The sequence below is a fragment of the Hufsiella ginkgonis genome (genome assembly GCF_009834915.1).
In the GTDB taxonomy this organism is placed as follows: Bacteria; Bacteroidota; Bacteroidia; order Sphingobacteriales; family Sphingobacteriaceae; genus Hufsiella; species Hufsiella ginkgonis.
The window spans coordinates 1,381,938-1,397,266 of sequence record NZ_WVHS01000001.1 but is presented as its reverse complement, the minus strand read 5'-3'; the positions used below and the strand labels follow the sequence as shown (position 1 = coordinate 1,397,266).

Below are 15,329 nucleotides of genomic sequence, written 5' to 3'. Positions count from 1 at the left end.
TTTAAGCGGATGGCTGGTGGTTATCGGCTGCCGCGCCGGTTGGCTGCTTCATTAAGGCGATAAAACAATCTTCGATAACAGGACGGGAGGGTTTGATTTCAACGCCTTCATGTGCCGACCTATCCAGGTAACTGCGCACGCCGGCCTCGTTAAAACCGCTTTTCAGTACCAGGTGGTGGTACTCGCCAAAAGCATAGGCATCCCGGGCGCCTTCATAACGCTGCAGGTCCAGCAGCAGCGGGTACATCTGGTTAGCACGAACAGCTAGCAGCGTGGGCTTAAAGTTATCTACAATTCCGGCCGGCGAATCGATAGATAAAATGTTCCCGGTCTGGATCAATGCTACACGGTCGCATAAACTGGCTTCGTCCATATAAGGGGTCGAAACGAGGATGGTGATCCCCTGCCGTTTTAACGTTTTCAACATATCCCAAAATTCCTTACGCGAAACCGCATCCACCCCAGTGGTGGGCTCATCCAGGAAAAGCACGCCTGGCCGGTGAATTAATGCGCAGCTTAACGCCAGTTTCTGTTTCATGCCGCCGGAGAGCTTCCCCGCGCGCCGGTCTTTAAAGGGCTCTATCTGCTGATAAATGTCTTTGATCAGGTCGTAGTTCTCCTGGATGGACGTTTCAAAAATGGTGGCAAAAAACTCCAGGTTCTCGGCTACGGTAAGGTCCTGGTACAACGAGAAACGGCCGGGCATGTACCCCACGCGCTTACGGATCGCTTTTAGATCTTTCACCACATCCAGGTTATCTACCGTGGCCCGGCCCGAATCGGCGAGCAGCAGCGTAGTTAAGATCCGGAACAGGGAAGTTTTGCCGGCGCCGTCCGGGCCGATGATCCCGAAAAGCTCGCCTTGCTCAACCTCGAACGATACGTTATTTAACGCGGTAACCACGTCTTTTTTAGTTCCGTAGGTTTTAACAAGGTCTTGTGCGGTAACAGATTTCATTGGTAGTTGATGGTTCCTGGCTGTTGGCTGATGGGTGATGGCTGTTGGCTGATAGCTACCGGTTATTGGTTATTGGCTGGAACTGTATTTCGCCGTACATCCCGATCTTAAGGTAGCCATCGTTGGCCACTTTTACCTTCATGGCGTAAACCAGGTTGGCGCGCTCGTCTTTGGTCTGGATCGTTTTGGGGGTGAACTCCGCTTTATCAGAGATCCAGGTAATGGTACCGGTAAACTCTTTGTAGGCGTCCTTACCCTTGTCTACCAGCACCTTTACCTGCTGGCCGAGCTTCACTTCAGAGAGCTGGCTTCCGCTGAGGTAGGCGCGCAACGTGATGGAAGAGAGGTCGGCGAGCTTGTACAGCGCCTTCCCTGGAGAAGTTATTTCGCCTTCTTCGGCATATTTCGTGATCACGGTACCGTTAATGGGACTGGTTAACAGGGCACGGCCGATCTGGTCATCGATCTGTTCCACGCGTTTTTGCAGCGGGGCGGCTTCGCTCAGTACGCTGCGGTTTTGCGTGCCGATGCTGCTTTTTTGTACGTTGATCTGCTGACGCGTAACCGCGATCTGCTTCTGCAGCACATCTATGGCTGCGTTGATATCGTCCAGCTGCTTGCCGGTGGCGGCATCCTGTTTCACCAGGTTCCCGGTGCGCTTTTGTTCATGCTGCAGGTTACCCAGCTGCGACTGCTGTACCGCCAGCTGGTTTTGCAGCAAGGCGATCTGCGGGTTTACATCGGCGGTTTTTTCTCCCAGCGCCCTGATGCTCTCCTGCACCTGTTCCTTTTGCAGTACCAGGTTTGCCGCGTCGATGGTCCCTACCTGCTGCGCTTTTTTTAGCACCTGTCCTTCTTCAACGGTAAAGGAAGTGATCTTGCCTGCCAATTCCGAAGAAACTATTACCTCGTCAGCCTCGAAATTGCCGGAAGCATCGAACTGGTTTTCGTTACGGGAACACGAAGCTAAAACAAGGAGCACAACTGCAAGTGGTAAATATTTCATCAGACAATGTTTAGTGGGTTAAGGAGGGCGTCTCTTTTTCGGCGGATAACCGCGAAAGCGTATACTTTAACATATCGTAAAAAAGCGTTTTTACTTCCGTAAGCTTCGGGCTCCCGGCTTTGGGCTTCGGGGTGGGTTGGGAGGGGTGAGTTTTCATATCAATTTCCTGCTATCGTTTTATAATTTATTTGTGCCTGCACCAATTGCAGTTGGTGCAGGATCAGCGCCTGCCGCGCCTGGTCTTCGGCGTTCACTTCGCGGAGGTAATCGTTAGCCGTGATCACCTGGTTCTCCAGCTGTGCCCTGGCGGCGAGCTTTACCTTTTCGCGCAAGGCGATGATGTCGCGGTCTGAAGTAACCAGTTGCTGCAGCTTATCGATCTCCGACCGTTGCTGGATGAGCTGCGAATTTGTGTTCAGCAGGAACGTTTCCTGCTGAACACAAATCGATCTTTTACTGATGTCGACCAGTTTACGTTCCTTTTTGTAGGTATACCAGCCGCCCAGCGACCAGTTGAGCCGCACGCCTGCGAGGTAAAACCAGTCGAAATTATTATCGAGCATATTGAGGCCGGGTTTGCCATACCCGCCCTGCCCGAACAAACTGGCTTTGGGGAGGTTACGCGCCAGCAAAGTTTTCTTTTGCTGTTCAAGCAGGGCGGATTGTTTGTTGTAAAGCGTGAGCTCGGGCCGGGTAACGGCCGCAGAAATCGCCGTTGCGGCTGCCGGTTGCTGCAGCACAATGCGCTCGTCCAGCTGCCGTCCCGTAAACAGTGAAAGCGCATTGATGAGGCCTTTACGGGAAGCCCTCAGCTCGATCCTGCGTTGCCCTGTTTGAAGAAACTGCGCTTTTAATACATCCAGGTTCGACCGGAAGGTCACGCCGTTATTTACCAGCGCTTCGGTCTTTTTCAGGCCGGTTTGTATATCATCTTCCACCAGTTGTACCTGTTCCAGCTGTGCATCCAGCAGGAGCACGCCGAGGTAAAGTTGGTTAATGCGGTCTTTCACTTTGTACAGTTCGACGGTAACTTTTTCTGATTCTACCTCGGCATTTAATTGCTGTAGTGCTTTCTGGCTGCCGGTAACGCCGCCGTCAAACAACAACTGGGTGACGTCTGCGGTAGCTTTATACTGGTCCTTATCCGGCGTGCTGATCGAAAATCCCGGGAGGGAAATGGGCACGCTGGTAACCGCCGACTGGTAGGTGGCCTGCCCGTTGAGGGTAACCTGCGGCAAAAATGCCCTGGAGAGGTTCTGGATGGTAAGATCGGCCGTTTGCTTTACCAGGTCGCGCTGCCTGATCATGGGGTAGTTATGCTCCGCCAGGTGATAAGCTTCATCCAGCGATAGGGTGCCCGCCCCTTGCGCGAACCCGGCAAACGGCGAACAAATAAGAGCCATTACCGCTGACTTGACCATTCTATTTAACCAACTAGTTAACATAATTGCGAAAGAATTGAGTAATAACTGGGCAGACGACCAACGCCCGCCGATATTTTAAATACGGATCGATTCGATAATAAATTCGGGCACCAGGCTTTTCCGCTCCTCCATCATGGCCATAAATTGTTCGTCGGTAGTGCCGGATATGTTTTGCCACAACGGTTTACCGATGAACGGGAAGACGCAAAGCGATAACATATTAAGCACCAGCTGTTCCGGCGGAACAGGTTTGATAATCCCTGCTTCGGCTTCCCGCCGTACCTGGTCGAACAACAGTTCTACCGGGGGACGCTTATCTCCCCAGATGGCTTCCATAAAAGTACCGGGCTGTTTATGGATCTCGTTCACCACGAACAAGGGGATATAAGGATTAGCCATCACCATGGTAATGTATTCGCGGCAAAACAACCTGATCTTATCGAATAACGGTGCCTCTGAAGCGAGGATCCCCACCACTTTGGGAAAGAGGCGCTGGATCGCTTCACGGAAGATCACCTCGAACAATTTGTCTTTACTGCGAAAATAATAGTGAAGGAGCGCTTTATTGATGCCTGCCTCGTTGGCAATATCCTGCATACGCGCGCCTGCCATCCCTTTCGAGATGAAGACATTCTTGGCGGCTTCGAGGATCTTTTGCTCGGTGGATTGATCGGCAGGGAGATTAACCATGTAATTTAACCAGTTGGTTAATGGCAAAGGTAAAATACATTTTTGGGAAATGCAAGTGTTTTTTGGGTGGTTAGGGGTAACGCAAAGGACGCGGAGAATTTCGCAAAGGGCGCGGAGTTTTATTGCTAAAGACCGTTGACGATGCGTTTGATCCCATCTCTTAAACGTGTTACATGGAAATTCATCAGGAGGGCAAGTTTGTAATTTCCTATTTTTAGATAGGTTAACGCCTGAGCGAGATGCACCGGGCTTAGTAGCTCAACACATTTAAGTTCGATAACGAGCTTATTTTCCACCAAAATATCTATCCTGTATCCGCAATCGAGCCTAACCTCCTCGTAAACCAGCGGCACTGGTTTTTCTTTAACCGCCGTTAACCCGGCATTTAAAATTTCATAATACAAGCATTCCTTATATGCATTTTCCAACAACCCCGGTCCAAGCGCCATATGCACTTTAATTGCCAATCCAATCACCCTATTTGCTACCTCATTCTCCGTCATCCTCTTAAATATTACTCTTTGCGGCCCTTTGCGAAATTCTCCGCGTCCTTTGCGTTACCTTAGAAATCACACTTTATTGCCCACCCAATCACTTATTTGCCACCTCATTCTCCGTCATCTTTCTCAAATATTACTCTTTGCGCCCCTTTGCGAAAATCTTTGCGTCCTTTGCGTTACCTTGAAATTCACAATTCCCGCTATTTCTATAAAATTAATTAAATATCTTAAAATATCATAAGAATATCTCCATGCAAGAATCCACCACTATTTTTCTTTCCCCACCTACCATACAACACATCCTGGAAAACTCCGGGCAAGCAACCGCCTCCCTTTTACAAGATCTCACTACAGGCATTGCAAAACTCGAAGCACTCCTGTTAAGTTACCACTTTCAATCCCGCGAACGCGTTTTCAACGTCAGCGTCGACGAGCGCTCCATTACCGTAAATGCCGACGGCAACGGCCACTTTACTGCTGTTTACATGATTGGGGTATTTAACGCCTGTGCCGACATCGATCACACCGACGCCACCCGCATGAAAATAGACCTCGACGTTAAGAACTTCGAAACCGGCGAAACCGTGTTAACCGGCGAGCTCGCCTACGAACGCGGGCCGGACGAGCTTTAGTTTATGTCTTCGCCTTTCCGGCATTTGATCATGCCCGTCACGTTGTCTTTGTATGGTTGCCGGGTGCTATGGACTTCGCTTTTTCCGCGGGGATCCGCAGGCCCGTTGGACATGTAATGAGTGGCGATAAATCCCGGTCAAAAAAACCCGCTTCGATGGGCGAAGCGGGTTAAACTATTAACTACTAACTATGAAAACAACCCGGGATGCAACTCCCGGATAAGGCTATCGTCCTGTTGTGCCTGCCGTGGTCACCATCGACGTGGTGGTGAAGGTTACGGCTGCGGTTCCTTTGGTATAGGTACTTCCGGCCAGGTATCCGTGAAAATCGGTGCCGCCCGAAACACTGCCGCCGGTGTAAACGGTATATCCTGTGGCGGCCGCCATTGCCGGGCTGCTAAACAGGAGCGTCATCCTGGAGCTGTAGGTACGTGGTACTTTAAAGGTTACCGCTTCGGCCCCGCCGCTGGTAGATTCGATGCGGATGAGCTGACCGGCAGTGGCGGTGGTACCATATACCAGCGACCGTTGTGTGCTTACGCCCGCAGTGGGATTGCTGGTAGCGCCCCCGGTGCCGATGAGGATCCCGCCGGTGATCTTAAAGGTATTGTTGTCGCAATCGAATCCTTCTTCAGGCGCCGTCGATCCCGACGACATGATCACCCCGCCGGTAACGGTCATCGTTCCGTTCGAGTCGATGCCGTCGTTAGTGGCGCTGTAAGTATAGATCTTGCCGCCGTTAATGGTGATGTTGGTGGCGGCATTTATGCCATCGTCATTGGCTTCCACCTCTATGGTGCCGCCGTTAATGGTTACCGTGGTTTTCCCTTCGATGCCTTCCGCTTCGGTACCCGAGGTTTTTACGGTGATAGTGCCATCGTTAATCACCAGGGCGAGGTCGCTTTTAATGCCTTTTGCCGAAGTGTCGTCGGCGCCATAGGTAAACTTGCCGCCGGTGGTGGTCACATTAATGGTTCCCCCGTTAATGGTAAGGGTGCTGTCGGCGTTGATGCCTTTGCCGCCGGTGCCGGTGCTGCTTATTACCAGTGTTCCTTTGGCCATGGTAAAGTCAGCCGCGGTTTTAATGCCTGCCGCCGAAGAAATATCTTTTTCGGCGGTATCGTAAAACGCGTTGCCGGTGGTGCTGATGTTAGCGTTCACATTGGTGATATTAAAATCGCCTTTGCTGCTAAAGCCTTTTGCGCCGGTGCCCGAAGTTTTTACAGTGATCAGCCCCGTGCTGTTTAACACGATCTTGCCCTCGCTCTTAAATCCGTTGCCTTTGGAGCCTGTGGTGGTTACGTTGATGGTACCACCATTTACGTACACGGTTTTGTCGATGGTTTTGTCGGTACCTTCGTACGATGCCGCAATGCCGTCGTCGACGCTGGTTACGGTTAACGTGCCGCCATTCAGCTTTACGTAGCCTTCTTCCGCCTCGATGCCGTCGCCGGCAGAAGTGACGGTAACCGTGCCGCCATCCTGCTGGTAATAATCATTGGCGTGTATGCCGTCGCTTACCGTGCCGGTTACGGTAAGGGTGCCGCTTTTTACGCTGATATAATCATCGCTTACTATGGCGTGTTTATAGTAGCCGCGTGCCTGCAGGCTGCCGTTTCCCTGGAAGATCAGCTGGCCTTCGCTAAAGATAGCGCCTTTCTGGTCCTCGGTGCTGGTGGCATAAGCGGTACCGTCTATAAAACGGTTGTTGGTGCCGCCTACCTGCGTAATGGTTACTTTTTTGCCCGACTGGATGTTAAGCGCCGGACCGTCGGCGTTTACGATGCTGGTACCGTTAAGGAACAAGTTAAACTTATAATCGCTGTAGATCTTCAGCTGACCGTCTTTTACCTTGCCCGATACCACGTAGTTGATCTCGGTGGTGGTGGTGGTCGATTTAATGGTTACATCGCCTTTGGTGCGGGTAACGGTAACGCCGGCAGCCGTCATCGGGTTGGTAATTACGGCGCTGGTGTCTGAAAACGCGATCACCACGGCGTTGGCAACGGTGGTGTCTTTGGTATTGGTAACAAAAGTCTCGTCTACCACTACCGTAGTTCCTGTCCCGGTAGCTGGTGTAGCCGGGTCTTCGGTTATCTTGGTTTTTTTGCAGGAAGCAAGGGTAAGAGTCGCTGCCGCAATTGTCAATACCGGTAAAAATTTTAATCGTCCCATCTTTCTTCTTCTTGTAAATATTATGGAACAATGTTAGGGAAGTACGGCTATTTACCGGCGAAGGTATCCGTAAACGGCAAAATTGAGTCGATGAATGGATACTGCGGCGATACAAGTACCCATGCTGTTGCTGAAGGACTCCTAATACTCCTTCAACTTCTTAATCGACTCCGCTTTCGGCCGTTTATCGCGGTTAGCCAGTTCCCAGCCGGTGTAAAAAACCAGCCTGGCGCGTTTTACCAGCAGCGGGAAGTTGATCTTACCTACTTCATCCCCTGCCTTGTGGTACTCGGGGTGTTCGCCATTTGAATAGAAAATTACGGGAATTCCCTCTTTGGCGAAATTATAATGGTCAGAACGAAAGAAAATGCGTTCCTGTTCGGTGGCATCGTCGTACTTGTAGTCCAGGATCAGCTGATCGTACCGCGAGTTTACCTCGTCGCTGATCTGTTTAAGGTCCTTACTCATAATGCTCGGGCCTACCAGGTAAACGTAATTGGCCGAGTCGCGCAAGCCGGCATAATCGGGCCCAACGCGGCCGATCATGTCCATATTGAGGTCGGCCACGGTCTTTTTCAGGGGGAACAACGCGTTGTCCGTATAATATTTCGACCCGAGCAATCCTTTTTCCTCTCCCACATTGGCCAGGAACAGGATGCTGCGCCTGGGGCCGTTCCCTTCGCTTTTAGCGGCTGCAAAAGCTTTGGCGATCTCCAGCAGGGCGGTGGTACCCGATCCGTCGTCGTCGGCGCCGTTGTATACCTTATCATCTTCCTTCCCGGTGAGGCCGATGTGATCGTAATGTGCCGAAAACACGAGCACTTCCTCTTTCAGATCGCTACCTTCGAGGTAGCCCAGTATGTTGTTCGCCACCAGGTCGCGCACGGTTACGTCGTATTTCATTTGTACTGACGCGGCAACGGGGGTTACAATGTTGCCTTTTCCTGCCGCCGTTCTGCGCAGCTGTACGTATGTTTTTTTTGCCGGCTGCACCAACTTATCCGCGAACTCATTGGTAACGTACACCACAACGGGATCTTTTGACAGCGGCTGCACCGATTTCGACCTGACCGTCATCGGGTCATCGGTCAGGGCCTCCCCGTATTTTTTCAGGATGTCAGACAACTCCCGGTTTACCCCCAGTATCATGGCAGGTCCTTTGCGCATCAGCGACTTCAGCCGTGCCGCCCTGTCGGGCGATTGCGCGAAACCTGTGTACGCCCGCCCATCTATCAGCGGAATGTCTTCATTGATCCACAGCACTACCTTGCCGCGGATATCGGCATCGCCCAGCTCCACGTCAGAGCCGTATCCTATGAAGAGAATTTCGTCGGTCTTGATATCGCGGCTGGTAGTTACATCGGGGATATAATACTCGCGCGAGCGGTCAGGGGTCCTGCCGTTCACGCTGAAATTGATAGACAACTTATTCTCAACCAGCGGTACGGGCATCAGGTGCGATCCGCTTACCGGCGCACCCAGGCCAAGCTTTTTAAACTCGTCCGCCAGGTATTGGGCGGCCTTTTCTGCGCCGGGCGTACCGGTTTCGCGGCCCTCGAACTCGTCGGAAGCCAGGATAGTAAGGTGCTTCCGCGCCGAGGCAGGAGCGATCAACCCGGCATATTTTACGACTTTGGGATCTTCCTGTGCCAACAACTGCGTGGCCAGGAGAAGAAAGCCGGAGAAAAGTAAAGATCGTTTCATAATGGAAAGATAGGGATTGTAAACCGGTTAGCGAAGTTGCTAAACACACGTGGAATAGGTTAACGCAAACAGCGCGGGGAAATTTCGCAAAGGGAGCAGATTTTTTTATTAACCGGTAAACGCGGCCGGATCGCGCAGCGCCCGCACATACTTGTCGATATATACCTGCTTGGTAGCCGTTTTGTACTGCATTACAAATCGCGGGTGCTCCAGGGCGATGATCTTTCCGAAAAAAGCATATTCCTCATTCAGCTTGCGCAGGAACTGCTCGTTCTTGCCGGTACCGAGGCAAAAGCATACATCGGTACGTGTACCAAGGGCGATCTGTTTGCGGATGTTGCCGATCATATATGACCGTACGGCTTCGGTCAGCGCGCGGCTGTCGTAGTAATTGTAGTTCTTTTCTTTGCCGTGCTCATCTACCGTGGTAAAACCCAGCGGGCACATCGAGTTGATGTAAAACTGTTCGTAAAATGCCCCAGGTCCGCCGTAGGCGTGGATCATTTCATACACAAATACCGACGACGGCTCGTGCGTTACTTTACCCGAATACGCGATACCGCATTCGGACACCAGCCGCTTGGGATCTGTAAACGGGATCCCGGTTAGCCCCGCGCCAAACCTGCCGGGATTAATACCAAGGATGAGGTAACGCACGGCATCGTCACTGTAATACTTGCGGTAAAACTGTGCGGCGATCACCCCGGTTTCGGGCGATTCGCGAAAGGGGTTCATGACGCGGATACCTGCGGGCAGCACATTACCGGTATAGGTAAGCTGCTCGTTAAACTGGATTACACGGTCGGCGAAAGTCATCAACAAAGGTATTCATTCTGCGGGTACAGGGCGACATCCAGGTAAAGCGCTGACACTACCGGATACTCCTTCGATGAGCCGAAGGCACGGACACCACGAAATGAATTAACCGATCATCTTCAGCCTGGTAAACGAAACGTCACTCCTGAGCATAATATGATTTGCAGCGTGATCTGTGAATAAAGTCCGGGTAGTGGTCAATATACTACCAGCCGTAAACCATATCGGCCCATGCATCGGTGTCCAGGATAGCCCGGCGCCAGGCACTCCGTTAGCGTACTTACGGGTACTACACCCGGGAGAACTTTTTCCCGGACTGATTGTCTAATATCCGGCTTATCCACTATTTGTTCGGCTTATCCACTATTTGTTATGAATATCTTACCACACCTCTCCCGCCACCTGCTCGAGGTAAGCAACGGCGGCAACTGGACCGAAGTTGACCTGGCCGCCACATTACAAAACCTCGACTACCGGGAAGCAAGCACGGTGACCGCTGCCTCGCCCAATACCATCGCCGCCCTGGTACACCACCTCACTTACTGGAACCGGGTAATGAAGCAACGCCTGGCCGGTATTGATGTACTGGTGCCGGAAATAAACGGGTTCGATGTGCCTGCCATAAACAATGACCGCGATTGGGCCGCCCTGGCAGCCGATTACTTTTTATCGGCCCGCGAGCTGGCCGACGCCATCCTGCAAGCCGATGAAGAGCGGCTTTGGGACCCCATCGTGCCCGGGCGACCATCATCCGTATATAAAAGCCTGCAGGGTACCGTAGAGCATATCCATTACCACCTGGGCCAGTTAATGATATTAAAGAAGTTGATAAAAAGCTAAGTTAAAGCTTTGTTGCCTGCACCACGAGCCGACGGGTGCGTTCACTTCGCAGGCGCTTCTCCCACCTTAAATCCCATTTTTAACCCCAATGCATTGGCATGCATTAAAAAGGTGCTAAAGTCTTTTACCAGGCTTACGGGAAATTCCACACGGATAGCGAGCTCGAGTTTTTTCTCCTGTCTATATCGCTTTTCGAGCTCTTCGCGGTCGGCCAGCGTTTCGTCGACTGTTACCGGGTGCAGGTCGGCAAAGAAGTTATGGTTCATTTTTTCGCTGATGCGCCACAGGGTGTCTACGGGCAGGCTCTTCTTTTTGTAGGTATAGGTGGGGCTCCGGTTACCGGTTCCCAGGGCATCCTTTATTTCCTGCATGGTCAGGCGTTTCTTCTTTGCAATCTCCTCTATACGTTTGCCTATATGGATATCCATGATCAAAAATCATGAATAAAGCCCTGAACAGTGGATTCACTGGTTCATATTTTATGCACAAAAACTTCTTAACACCACCATATATACGAAATAGTTGAACAAAAAATTCATAAATTTGCTTGAAAAGATGCTACTTATTAACATTTCACAGGGAGAAGATATGGCAGCCGGCAGATCTCAAAAAGCAAGGGGACAACACATGGGCGATGATGGCATAAACGAGCAGCTCACCAGCCTGGATAAACGGCTCAGCCTGGCAGAAGAGCGTAACGCCGACCTCCCGGAAAAAATGATGCACATTGCGCAGAAAACTTTCTGGGCCAATTTGGCGCTGCTTATCGGGATCCTGGTAGGGTTGTGCAGTATTTTAAAGCTCACGGGAGTGTTTGACTAAAGATTTCACCCGCATAAACTCCGTGCCATTGCCTGGCCACCTTAATTAAAGCCCCGTTAAAACCACGGTCGAATACCGTGAAAACACGCTGCCTATCCATCATTGCCAGCGGTAACTTTATTCCAACTCAAATCAACTAAAACACAGCGGGTTACACCACTCAACCTGCCTAACGTTACCGCTATGAACAGGAAAACACACGTATTCTTGCTGCTCTTACTCATCGCCTTCACGGCACGCAGCCAGCCCACAAAAATTGTAGCCGATGGAAAAACGCTGAAATCGGTGAGCGAAATAAACGTACCGGGCGACAAAATCCTCATCGCGAAGGTGCCTGGTAAGCTGACCCTCGAGCTTCCGCAGGACTTCTATAATTACGTGGTGATTTTTAGTAATAACGACACCACGAAAGATGTAACACTAACCTATGACGCTCCTGGTCTGAAACAAAAAGAGACCAGGATCGCCGTACAATCGCCCAGGCTTGATTTCACCTTCTCTAACGGAAAGCTGATCGCCATTGGCCAGTGGTTACTGGATAATGACGTGACGATACCTGTAAATAAGCAGGGGGCGTTTTATGTAAAAATTGCGCCTAAGATAAAACCGGCCGCAGCCACAAGGCCCGTTGCCGTTGTTAAAAACATCTGCGATCTGCTAACAGCCGACGAAAGAAACACACAGGAAAGGCTAACGATAACACCAGGCGAAGCAGACTCCGTTTTTCCGTACTGCTTTAACCCGGTTAACTATACCGGCGAAAAAAATCACGTTCCCTTCCGCTTTCCCCAACGGTACTTGCTCGATAGCCTTCACCCAACCTATGCTACCACTACAAACTACCTGCTTTTATACCAAATTCGCCAGGGAGCTGTACTACAGTTCGACATCCTCAAACTCAAACGCGATAAGAAAAAAGGGTTCGAATACATTCAGGTGAGCAAGCGGCAGTTCAGGCCAGCAGCGGGAAAAAGCATCATCATAAAAGTGATCGGCGAAAAGGATTCTACTTATATGGCTAAAGTAGAAACCGAAACCAAATACATGGAAAAAGAGCCGGAATATGAAAAGCAGATCACGCCCGAAAAAACGGCCCCCGCTACCGCAAAAACAGATACTGCCAGTAAGGGGGTTGAATCGTCCCCAGGCGGCAAGATCGCCGAGCCGGCTCCCTACATCGCGCTTAAGAAAACCGTCGTGGCCGTTGAAGACGGGCTTGAAGCCTTTAATCTTGCATTCGCCGATATCGATTTCAGGGAAAAGGATTATTATACGGCCCTTGCTTGCATAAAAAATGTGATCCGCCAAAAATTCAGCCGAACGCCTAAAGACGGGGAGGAGTTTGCCGCCATTATCCTTGCCGAGGTCATTGCAAAAAATACGCCGAAGAAATACTACCAGGATTTTTGCGATCATGCCGGTAACATACAACAGCTGTACGACCTGGCGATTAATAAACGTGTTAAATACACCATTTTCTCACAGGAAATGATGGTACCCGACGTTGACCTGCTGAATGTTCAAATTCATACCAAAGAGGGGAAACAGGCCATATCGTCCAAGCAATTCGGCGTAAAGTCGGGGTTCAAGATCGACTTCAGCAGCGGCGCTTTCTTTTCTTCACTGGGCAATGATGCCTTCGTGATCGGGGCAAAGAATTTTCAATACAAGGAAGCGATTAAGACCGTTGATCCTTCAACAGGAGATATCAAAACAACCTATACCGGTAAACTGGCAGATTCTTCGCGCAACGTGATTTACAAAAACCCCAACAATTCCTTCGGCTCGGGCGTACTGGCCCATGCTTATTTCCGCACGGGCGCGGCCCTCAACGTGGGGCTTGCCACAGGTATATTTTTAAATTCGGCGCAGTTACAGGGGCTGGTTGGCCCAACCATCATGCTTGGTAATAACACCAAACGAATTTGCATTTCAGGTGGTTTGGCGCTCGGGCAACAAACCATGCTATCTGCCGAAAACAAGCAATTTTATTATGACGGCAAGCAGCGGGTTTATAATTCGCTCGAAGAAGTGCCCCTGGCATACAGCTCATCCAGTTCGCCGGCCACGGTTAATAAAATAAAGCTTAACGGGTGGTTCGCCGCCATTACGTACAACCTGTCGTCTATTAAAAAATAAGCCTTACAGTTAATTCCATTTAAATAGAAAATCTCATGAAATTCAAATCGATCATACTCACAACAGTTTGCTTGTTTATCATTTATACAGCCTATGCCCAGCAATCTATTACCGGCGTATTACTGGATGAAAGTAAGCAGCCCGTAGCCGGTGCTACAATAACAGTAAAAGGGCACAACAAAAGCACTTCAACAAATACACAGGGAAAATTCAAAATAGATGCAAAACTTAACGAAACACTTGTGGTCTCCTATAACGGTTTTGCCCCTTTACAATTCAGGATAACATCAAGCGATCTTACGCTGCGGCTCAACGCTTCTCCCGCGCTTACAGAACTTACAGAAGCCCAGTATCTTAAAACAACAAAAGATAACCTGCAGATCCTTAATACCAAGCAGGCTTACAGCAAAAATGCAAAGACCAGGTTCTCGTCAGATCCAACCCTACCCGTTAACGGCACCGCCGGCCTAGGGAGTAATAACCAGCTCCAGGTAACGGCGACGGATTCGGATGGCGACGGTTTAACCAACCAGGACGAGCAAAATATCGGCACCGATAAAAACAACCCCGACACCGATGGTGACGCATTATACGACGGGTGGGAAGTTGGCGTGGTGAATGGCATGGATCTAAAAAGTTTCGGCGCGTCGCCGCTGCACAAGGACATTTTTGTGCAAATGGATTATATGACCCGGGCCACGGCGAAAAATGGTCTTGGCCCCAATACGAATGTGGTTAAAGGTATCGAGAAAAGCTTCTCCAATGCGCCCGTTAACAATCCCGACGGGATAAATGGCATTAATATTCACCTTGTCCTGGGCAACGAAATTCCGCACAAAGGCGACCTGTCTCCGCTCGCCGACGCATTCGCAGACATTAAGCGGCAATATTTTGACCCCAATAAAGGAAGCGTATTTCATTATATGGTTTGGGCCGATGGTTACGAAGGCGGTGCGTCCAGCGGCAATGCCATGTCAATCGGCGGATCCGATTTCGTAGTTACCCTCGGCTTATGGAACAATGGCGACGGAGGCACCGATGACCAGAAGACCGGCACTTTTATTCATGAACTCGGGCATAATCTTGGATTACGGCATGGCGACACAGACGACCTTAATTACAAACCCAATCACATCAGCGTGATGAACTATGCTTACCAAATATCCGGCGTATTATTAAACGACGAACACCGGTACATTTACCAGCCGTTTTCGTTACCCCCGCTTGATGAGCGTAATTTAAACGAGACCGAGGGCTTAAAAGCGCCATCCCTGTTAAAAGGATACTTTATACAATACCTCTCACCCGCCCGCGTGTTAGTTCCCCCAATTGCCGCAGGCGGCAAAATCGACTGGAATTATAACCAGGTTATCGACCAGTCCATCATACAGGCTGATATTAATAGCGACTTCCAGCGCGGGGTACTACCCGCCACGCGTAATCAGTGGACATCTGTGCAATATAAATGCGGCTCCATTGGCCGCCACCAGCAGATAGCCGGTCTTATAGACGAAACAACAAAACGTTATAACAAAACCACGATGGAGGAGCTTACGGAACAAATGGTGTTGGATTTACATTAAACGCTTACGACAGACGTGGAGGGATATCTAAAAAGATATT

Annotated in this window: 15 protein-coding genes; 5 read left to right on the top strand and 10 right to left on the bottom strand. The window is 50.4% G+C overall.

Annotated elements, in window-relative coordinates; genetic code table 11:
- Position 1: 1 nt before the first annotated feature.
- From GS398_RS05945 to GS398_RS05920, 6 genes are all read right to left on the bottom strand, one after another.
- The gene (locus tag GS398_RS05945; RefSeq protein WP_160905778.1) at positions 2–958 is read right to left on the bottom strand and encodes an ABC transporter ATP-binding protein; all 957 of its coding nucleotides are present in this window, start codon (positions 956–958) and stop codon (positions 2–4) included.
- A gap of 55 nt (positions 959–1,013) precedes the next feature.
- A complete protein-coding gene (locus GS398_RS05940) occupies positions 1,014–1,964 on the bottom strand; it encodes an HlyD family secretion protein (RefSeq protein ID WP_160905777.1) in 951 nt (316 codons plus the stop codon).
- 10 nt (positions 1,965–1,974) lie between these two features.
- Positions 1,975–2,121, bottom strand: a complete 147-nt coding sequence (locus tag GS398_RS05935) for a hypothetical protein (protein WP_160905776.1) — start codon at positions 2,119–2,121, stop codon at positions 1,975–1,977.
- Position 2,122: 1 nt separating this feature from the next.
- Positions 2,123–3,385, bottom strand: a complete 1,263-nt coding sequence (locus GS398_RS05930; RefSeq protein ID WP_202405958.1) for a TolC family protein — start codon at positions 3,383–3,385, stop codon at positions 2,123–2,125.
- Between the two features lie 78 nt (positions 3,386–3,463).
- Complete coding sequence (locus tag GS398_RS05925) at positions 3,464–4,078, bottom strand: TetR/AcrR family transcriptional regulator (RefSeq protein WP_160905775.1); 615 nt, start codon at positions 4,076–4,078, stop codon at positions 3,464–3,466.
- A gap of 125 nt (positions 4,079–4,203) precedes the next feature.
- Positions 4,204–4,581: a GxxExxY protein gene (locus tag GS398_RS05920; RefSeq protein ID WP_160905774.1), complete on the bottom strand. Its 378-nt coding sequence runs from the start codon at positions 4,579–4,581 to the stop codon at positions 4,204–4,206.
- 248 nt (positions 4,582–4,829) lie between these two features.
- Here GS398_RS05920 and GS398_RS05915 point away from each other — a divergent pair, with 248 nt between their 5' ends.
- Positions 4,830–5,210: a hypothetical protein gene (locus GS398_RS05915; RefSeq protein WP_160905773.1), complete on the top strand. Its 381-nt coding sequence runs from the start codon at positions 4,830–4,832 to the stop codon at positions 5,208–5,210.
- Positions 5,211–5,435: 225 nt separating this feature from the next.
- On the opposite strand, the gene GS398_RS05910 is transcribed toward GS398_RS05915, so the two are convergent.
- From GS398_RS05910 to GS398_RS05900, 3 genes are all read right to left on the bottom strand, one after another.
- Positions 5,436–7,385, bottom strand: a complete 1,950-nt coding sequence (locus tag GS398_RS05910; RefSeq protein WP_160905772.1) for a carbohydrate-binding domain-containing protein — start codon at positions 7,383–7,385, stop codon at positions 5,436–5,438.
- Between the two features lie 141 nt (positions 7,386–7,526).
- Positions 7,527–9,089, bottom strand: a complete 1,563-nt coding sequence (locus GS398_RS05905) for a M28 family peptidase (RefSeq protein WP_160905771.1) — start codon at positions 9,087–9,089, stop codon at positions 7,527–7,529.
- Between the two features lie 108 nt (positions 9,090–9,197).
- On the bottom strand, positions 9,198–9,905 hold the full coding sequence (locus GS398_RS05900; RefSeq protein WP_237488092.1) for a uracil-DNA glycosylase family protein: 708 nt from the start codon (positions 9,903–9,905) through the stop codon (positions 9,198–9,200).
- Positions 9,906–10,277: 372 nt separating this feature from the next.
- Between GS398_RS05900 and GS398_RS05895 the strand changes: the two genes are divergently transcribed.
- Positions 10,278–10,745: a DinB family protein gene (locus tag GS398_RS05895; RefSeq protein WP_160905769.1), complete on the top strand. Its 468-nt coding sequence runs from the start codon at positions 10,278–10,280 to the stop codon at positions 10,743–10,745.
- 41 nt (positions 10,746–10,786) lie between these two features.
- On the opposite strand, the gene GS398_RS05890 is transcribed toward GS398_RS05895, so the two are convergent.
- Positions 10,787–11,173 carry a hypothetical protein gene (locus GS398_RS05890; RefSeq protein ID WP_160905768.1) on the bottom strand — a complete coding sequence of 129 codons (387 nt, stop codon included), beginning with the start codon at positions 11,171–11,173 and terminating at the stop codon, positions 10,787–10,789.
- A 127-nt stretch (positions 11,174–11,300) separates the two neighbouring features.
- Here GS398_RS05890 and GS398_RS05885 point away from each other — a divergent pair, with 127 nt between their 5' ends.
- The 3 genes from GS398_RS05885 (at position 11,301) to GS398_RS05875 (ending at position 15,289) form a co-directional block, all read left to right on the top strand.
- Complete coding sequence (locus tag GS398_RS05885; protein ID WP_160905767.1) at positions 11,301–11,567, top strand: hypothetical protein; 267 nt, start codon at positions 11,301–11,303, stop codon at positions 11,565–11,567.
- Between the two features lie 183 nt (positions 11,568–11,750).
- Positions 11,751–13,706 carry a hypothetical protein gene (locus GS398_RS05880; RefSeq protein ID WP_160905766.1) on the top strand — a complete coding sequence of 652 codons (1,956 nt, stop codon included), beginning with the start codon at positions 11,751–11,753 and terminating at the stop codon, positions 13,704–13,706.
- A gap of 35 nt (positions 13,707–13,741) precedes the next feature.
- On the top strand, positions 13,742–15,289 hold the full coding sequence (locus GS398_RS05875) for a carboxypeptidase-like regulatory domain-containing protein (protein ID WP_160905765.1): 1,548 nt from the start codon (positions 13,742–13,744) through the stop codon (positions 15,287–15,289).
- Positions 15,290–15,329 lie beyond the last annotated feature (40 nt).

Bases quoted from the DNA above. Each gene is read 5' to 3' on its own strand.
- GS398_RS05945 (WP_160905778.1), bottom strand. From the start codon at position 958: ATGAAATCTGTTACCGCACAAGACCTTGTTAAAACCTACGGAACTAAA.
- GS398_RS05940 (WP_160905777.1), bottom strand. From the start codon at position 1,964: ATGAAATATTTACCACTTGCAGTTGTGCTCCTTGTTTTAGCTTCGTGT.
- GS398_RS05935 (WP_160905776.1), bottom strand. From the start codon at position 2,121: ATGAAAACTCACCCCTCCCAACCCACCCCGAAGCCCAAAGCCGGGAGC.
- GS398_RS05930 (WP_202405958.1), bottom strand. From the start codon at position 3,385: ATGGTCAAGTCAGCGGTAATGGCTCTTATTTGTTCGCCGTTTGCCGGG.
- GS398_RS05925 (WP_160905775.1), bottom strand. From the start codon at position 4,078: ATGGTTAATCTCCCTGCCGATCAATCCACCGAGCAAAAGATCCTCGAA.
- GS398_RS05920 (WP_160905774.1), bottom strand. From the start codon at position 4,581: ATGACGGAGAATGAGGTAGCAAATAGGGTGATTGGATTGGCAATTAAA.
- GS398_RS05915 (WP_160905773.1), top strand. From the start codon at position 4,830: ATGCAAGAATCCACCACTATTTTTCTTTCCCCACCTACCATACAACAC.
- GS398_RS05910 (WP_160905772.1), bottom strand. From the start codon at position 7,385: ATGGGACGATTAAAATTTTTACCGGTATTGACAATTGCGGCAGCGACT.
- GS398_RS05905 (WP_160905771.1), bottom strand. From the start codon at position 9,089: ATGAAACGATCTTTACTTTTCTCCGGCTTTCTTCTCCTGGCCACGCAG.
- GS398_RS05900 (WP_237488092.1), bottom strand. From the start codon at position 9,905: ATGACTTTCGCCGACCGTGTAATCCAGTTTAACGAGCAGCTTACCTAT.
- GS398_RS05895 (WP_160905769.1), top strand. From the start codon at position 10,278: ATGAATATCTTACCACACCTCTCCCGCCACCTGCTCGAGGTAAGCAAC.
- GS398_RS05890 (WP_160905768.1), bottom strand. From the start codon at position 11,173: ATGGATATCCATATAGGCAAACGTATAGAGGAGATTGCAAAGAAGAAA.
- GS398_RS05885 (WP_160905767.1), top strand. From the start codon at position 11,301: ATGCTACTTATTAACATTTCACAGGGAGAAGATATGGCAGCCGGCAGA.
- GS398_RS05880 (WP_160905766.1), top strand. From the start codon at position 11,751: ATGAACAGGAAAACACACGTATTCTTGCTGCTCTTACTCATCGCCTTC.
- GS398_RS05875 (WP_160905765.1), top strand. From the start codon at position 13,742: ATGAAATTCAAATCGATCATACTCACAACAGTTTGCTTGTTTATCATT.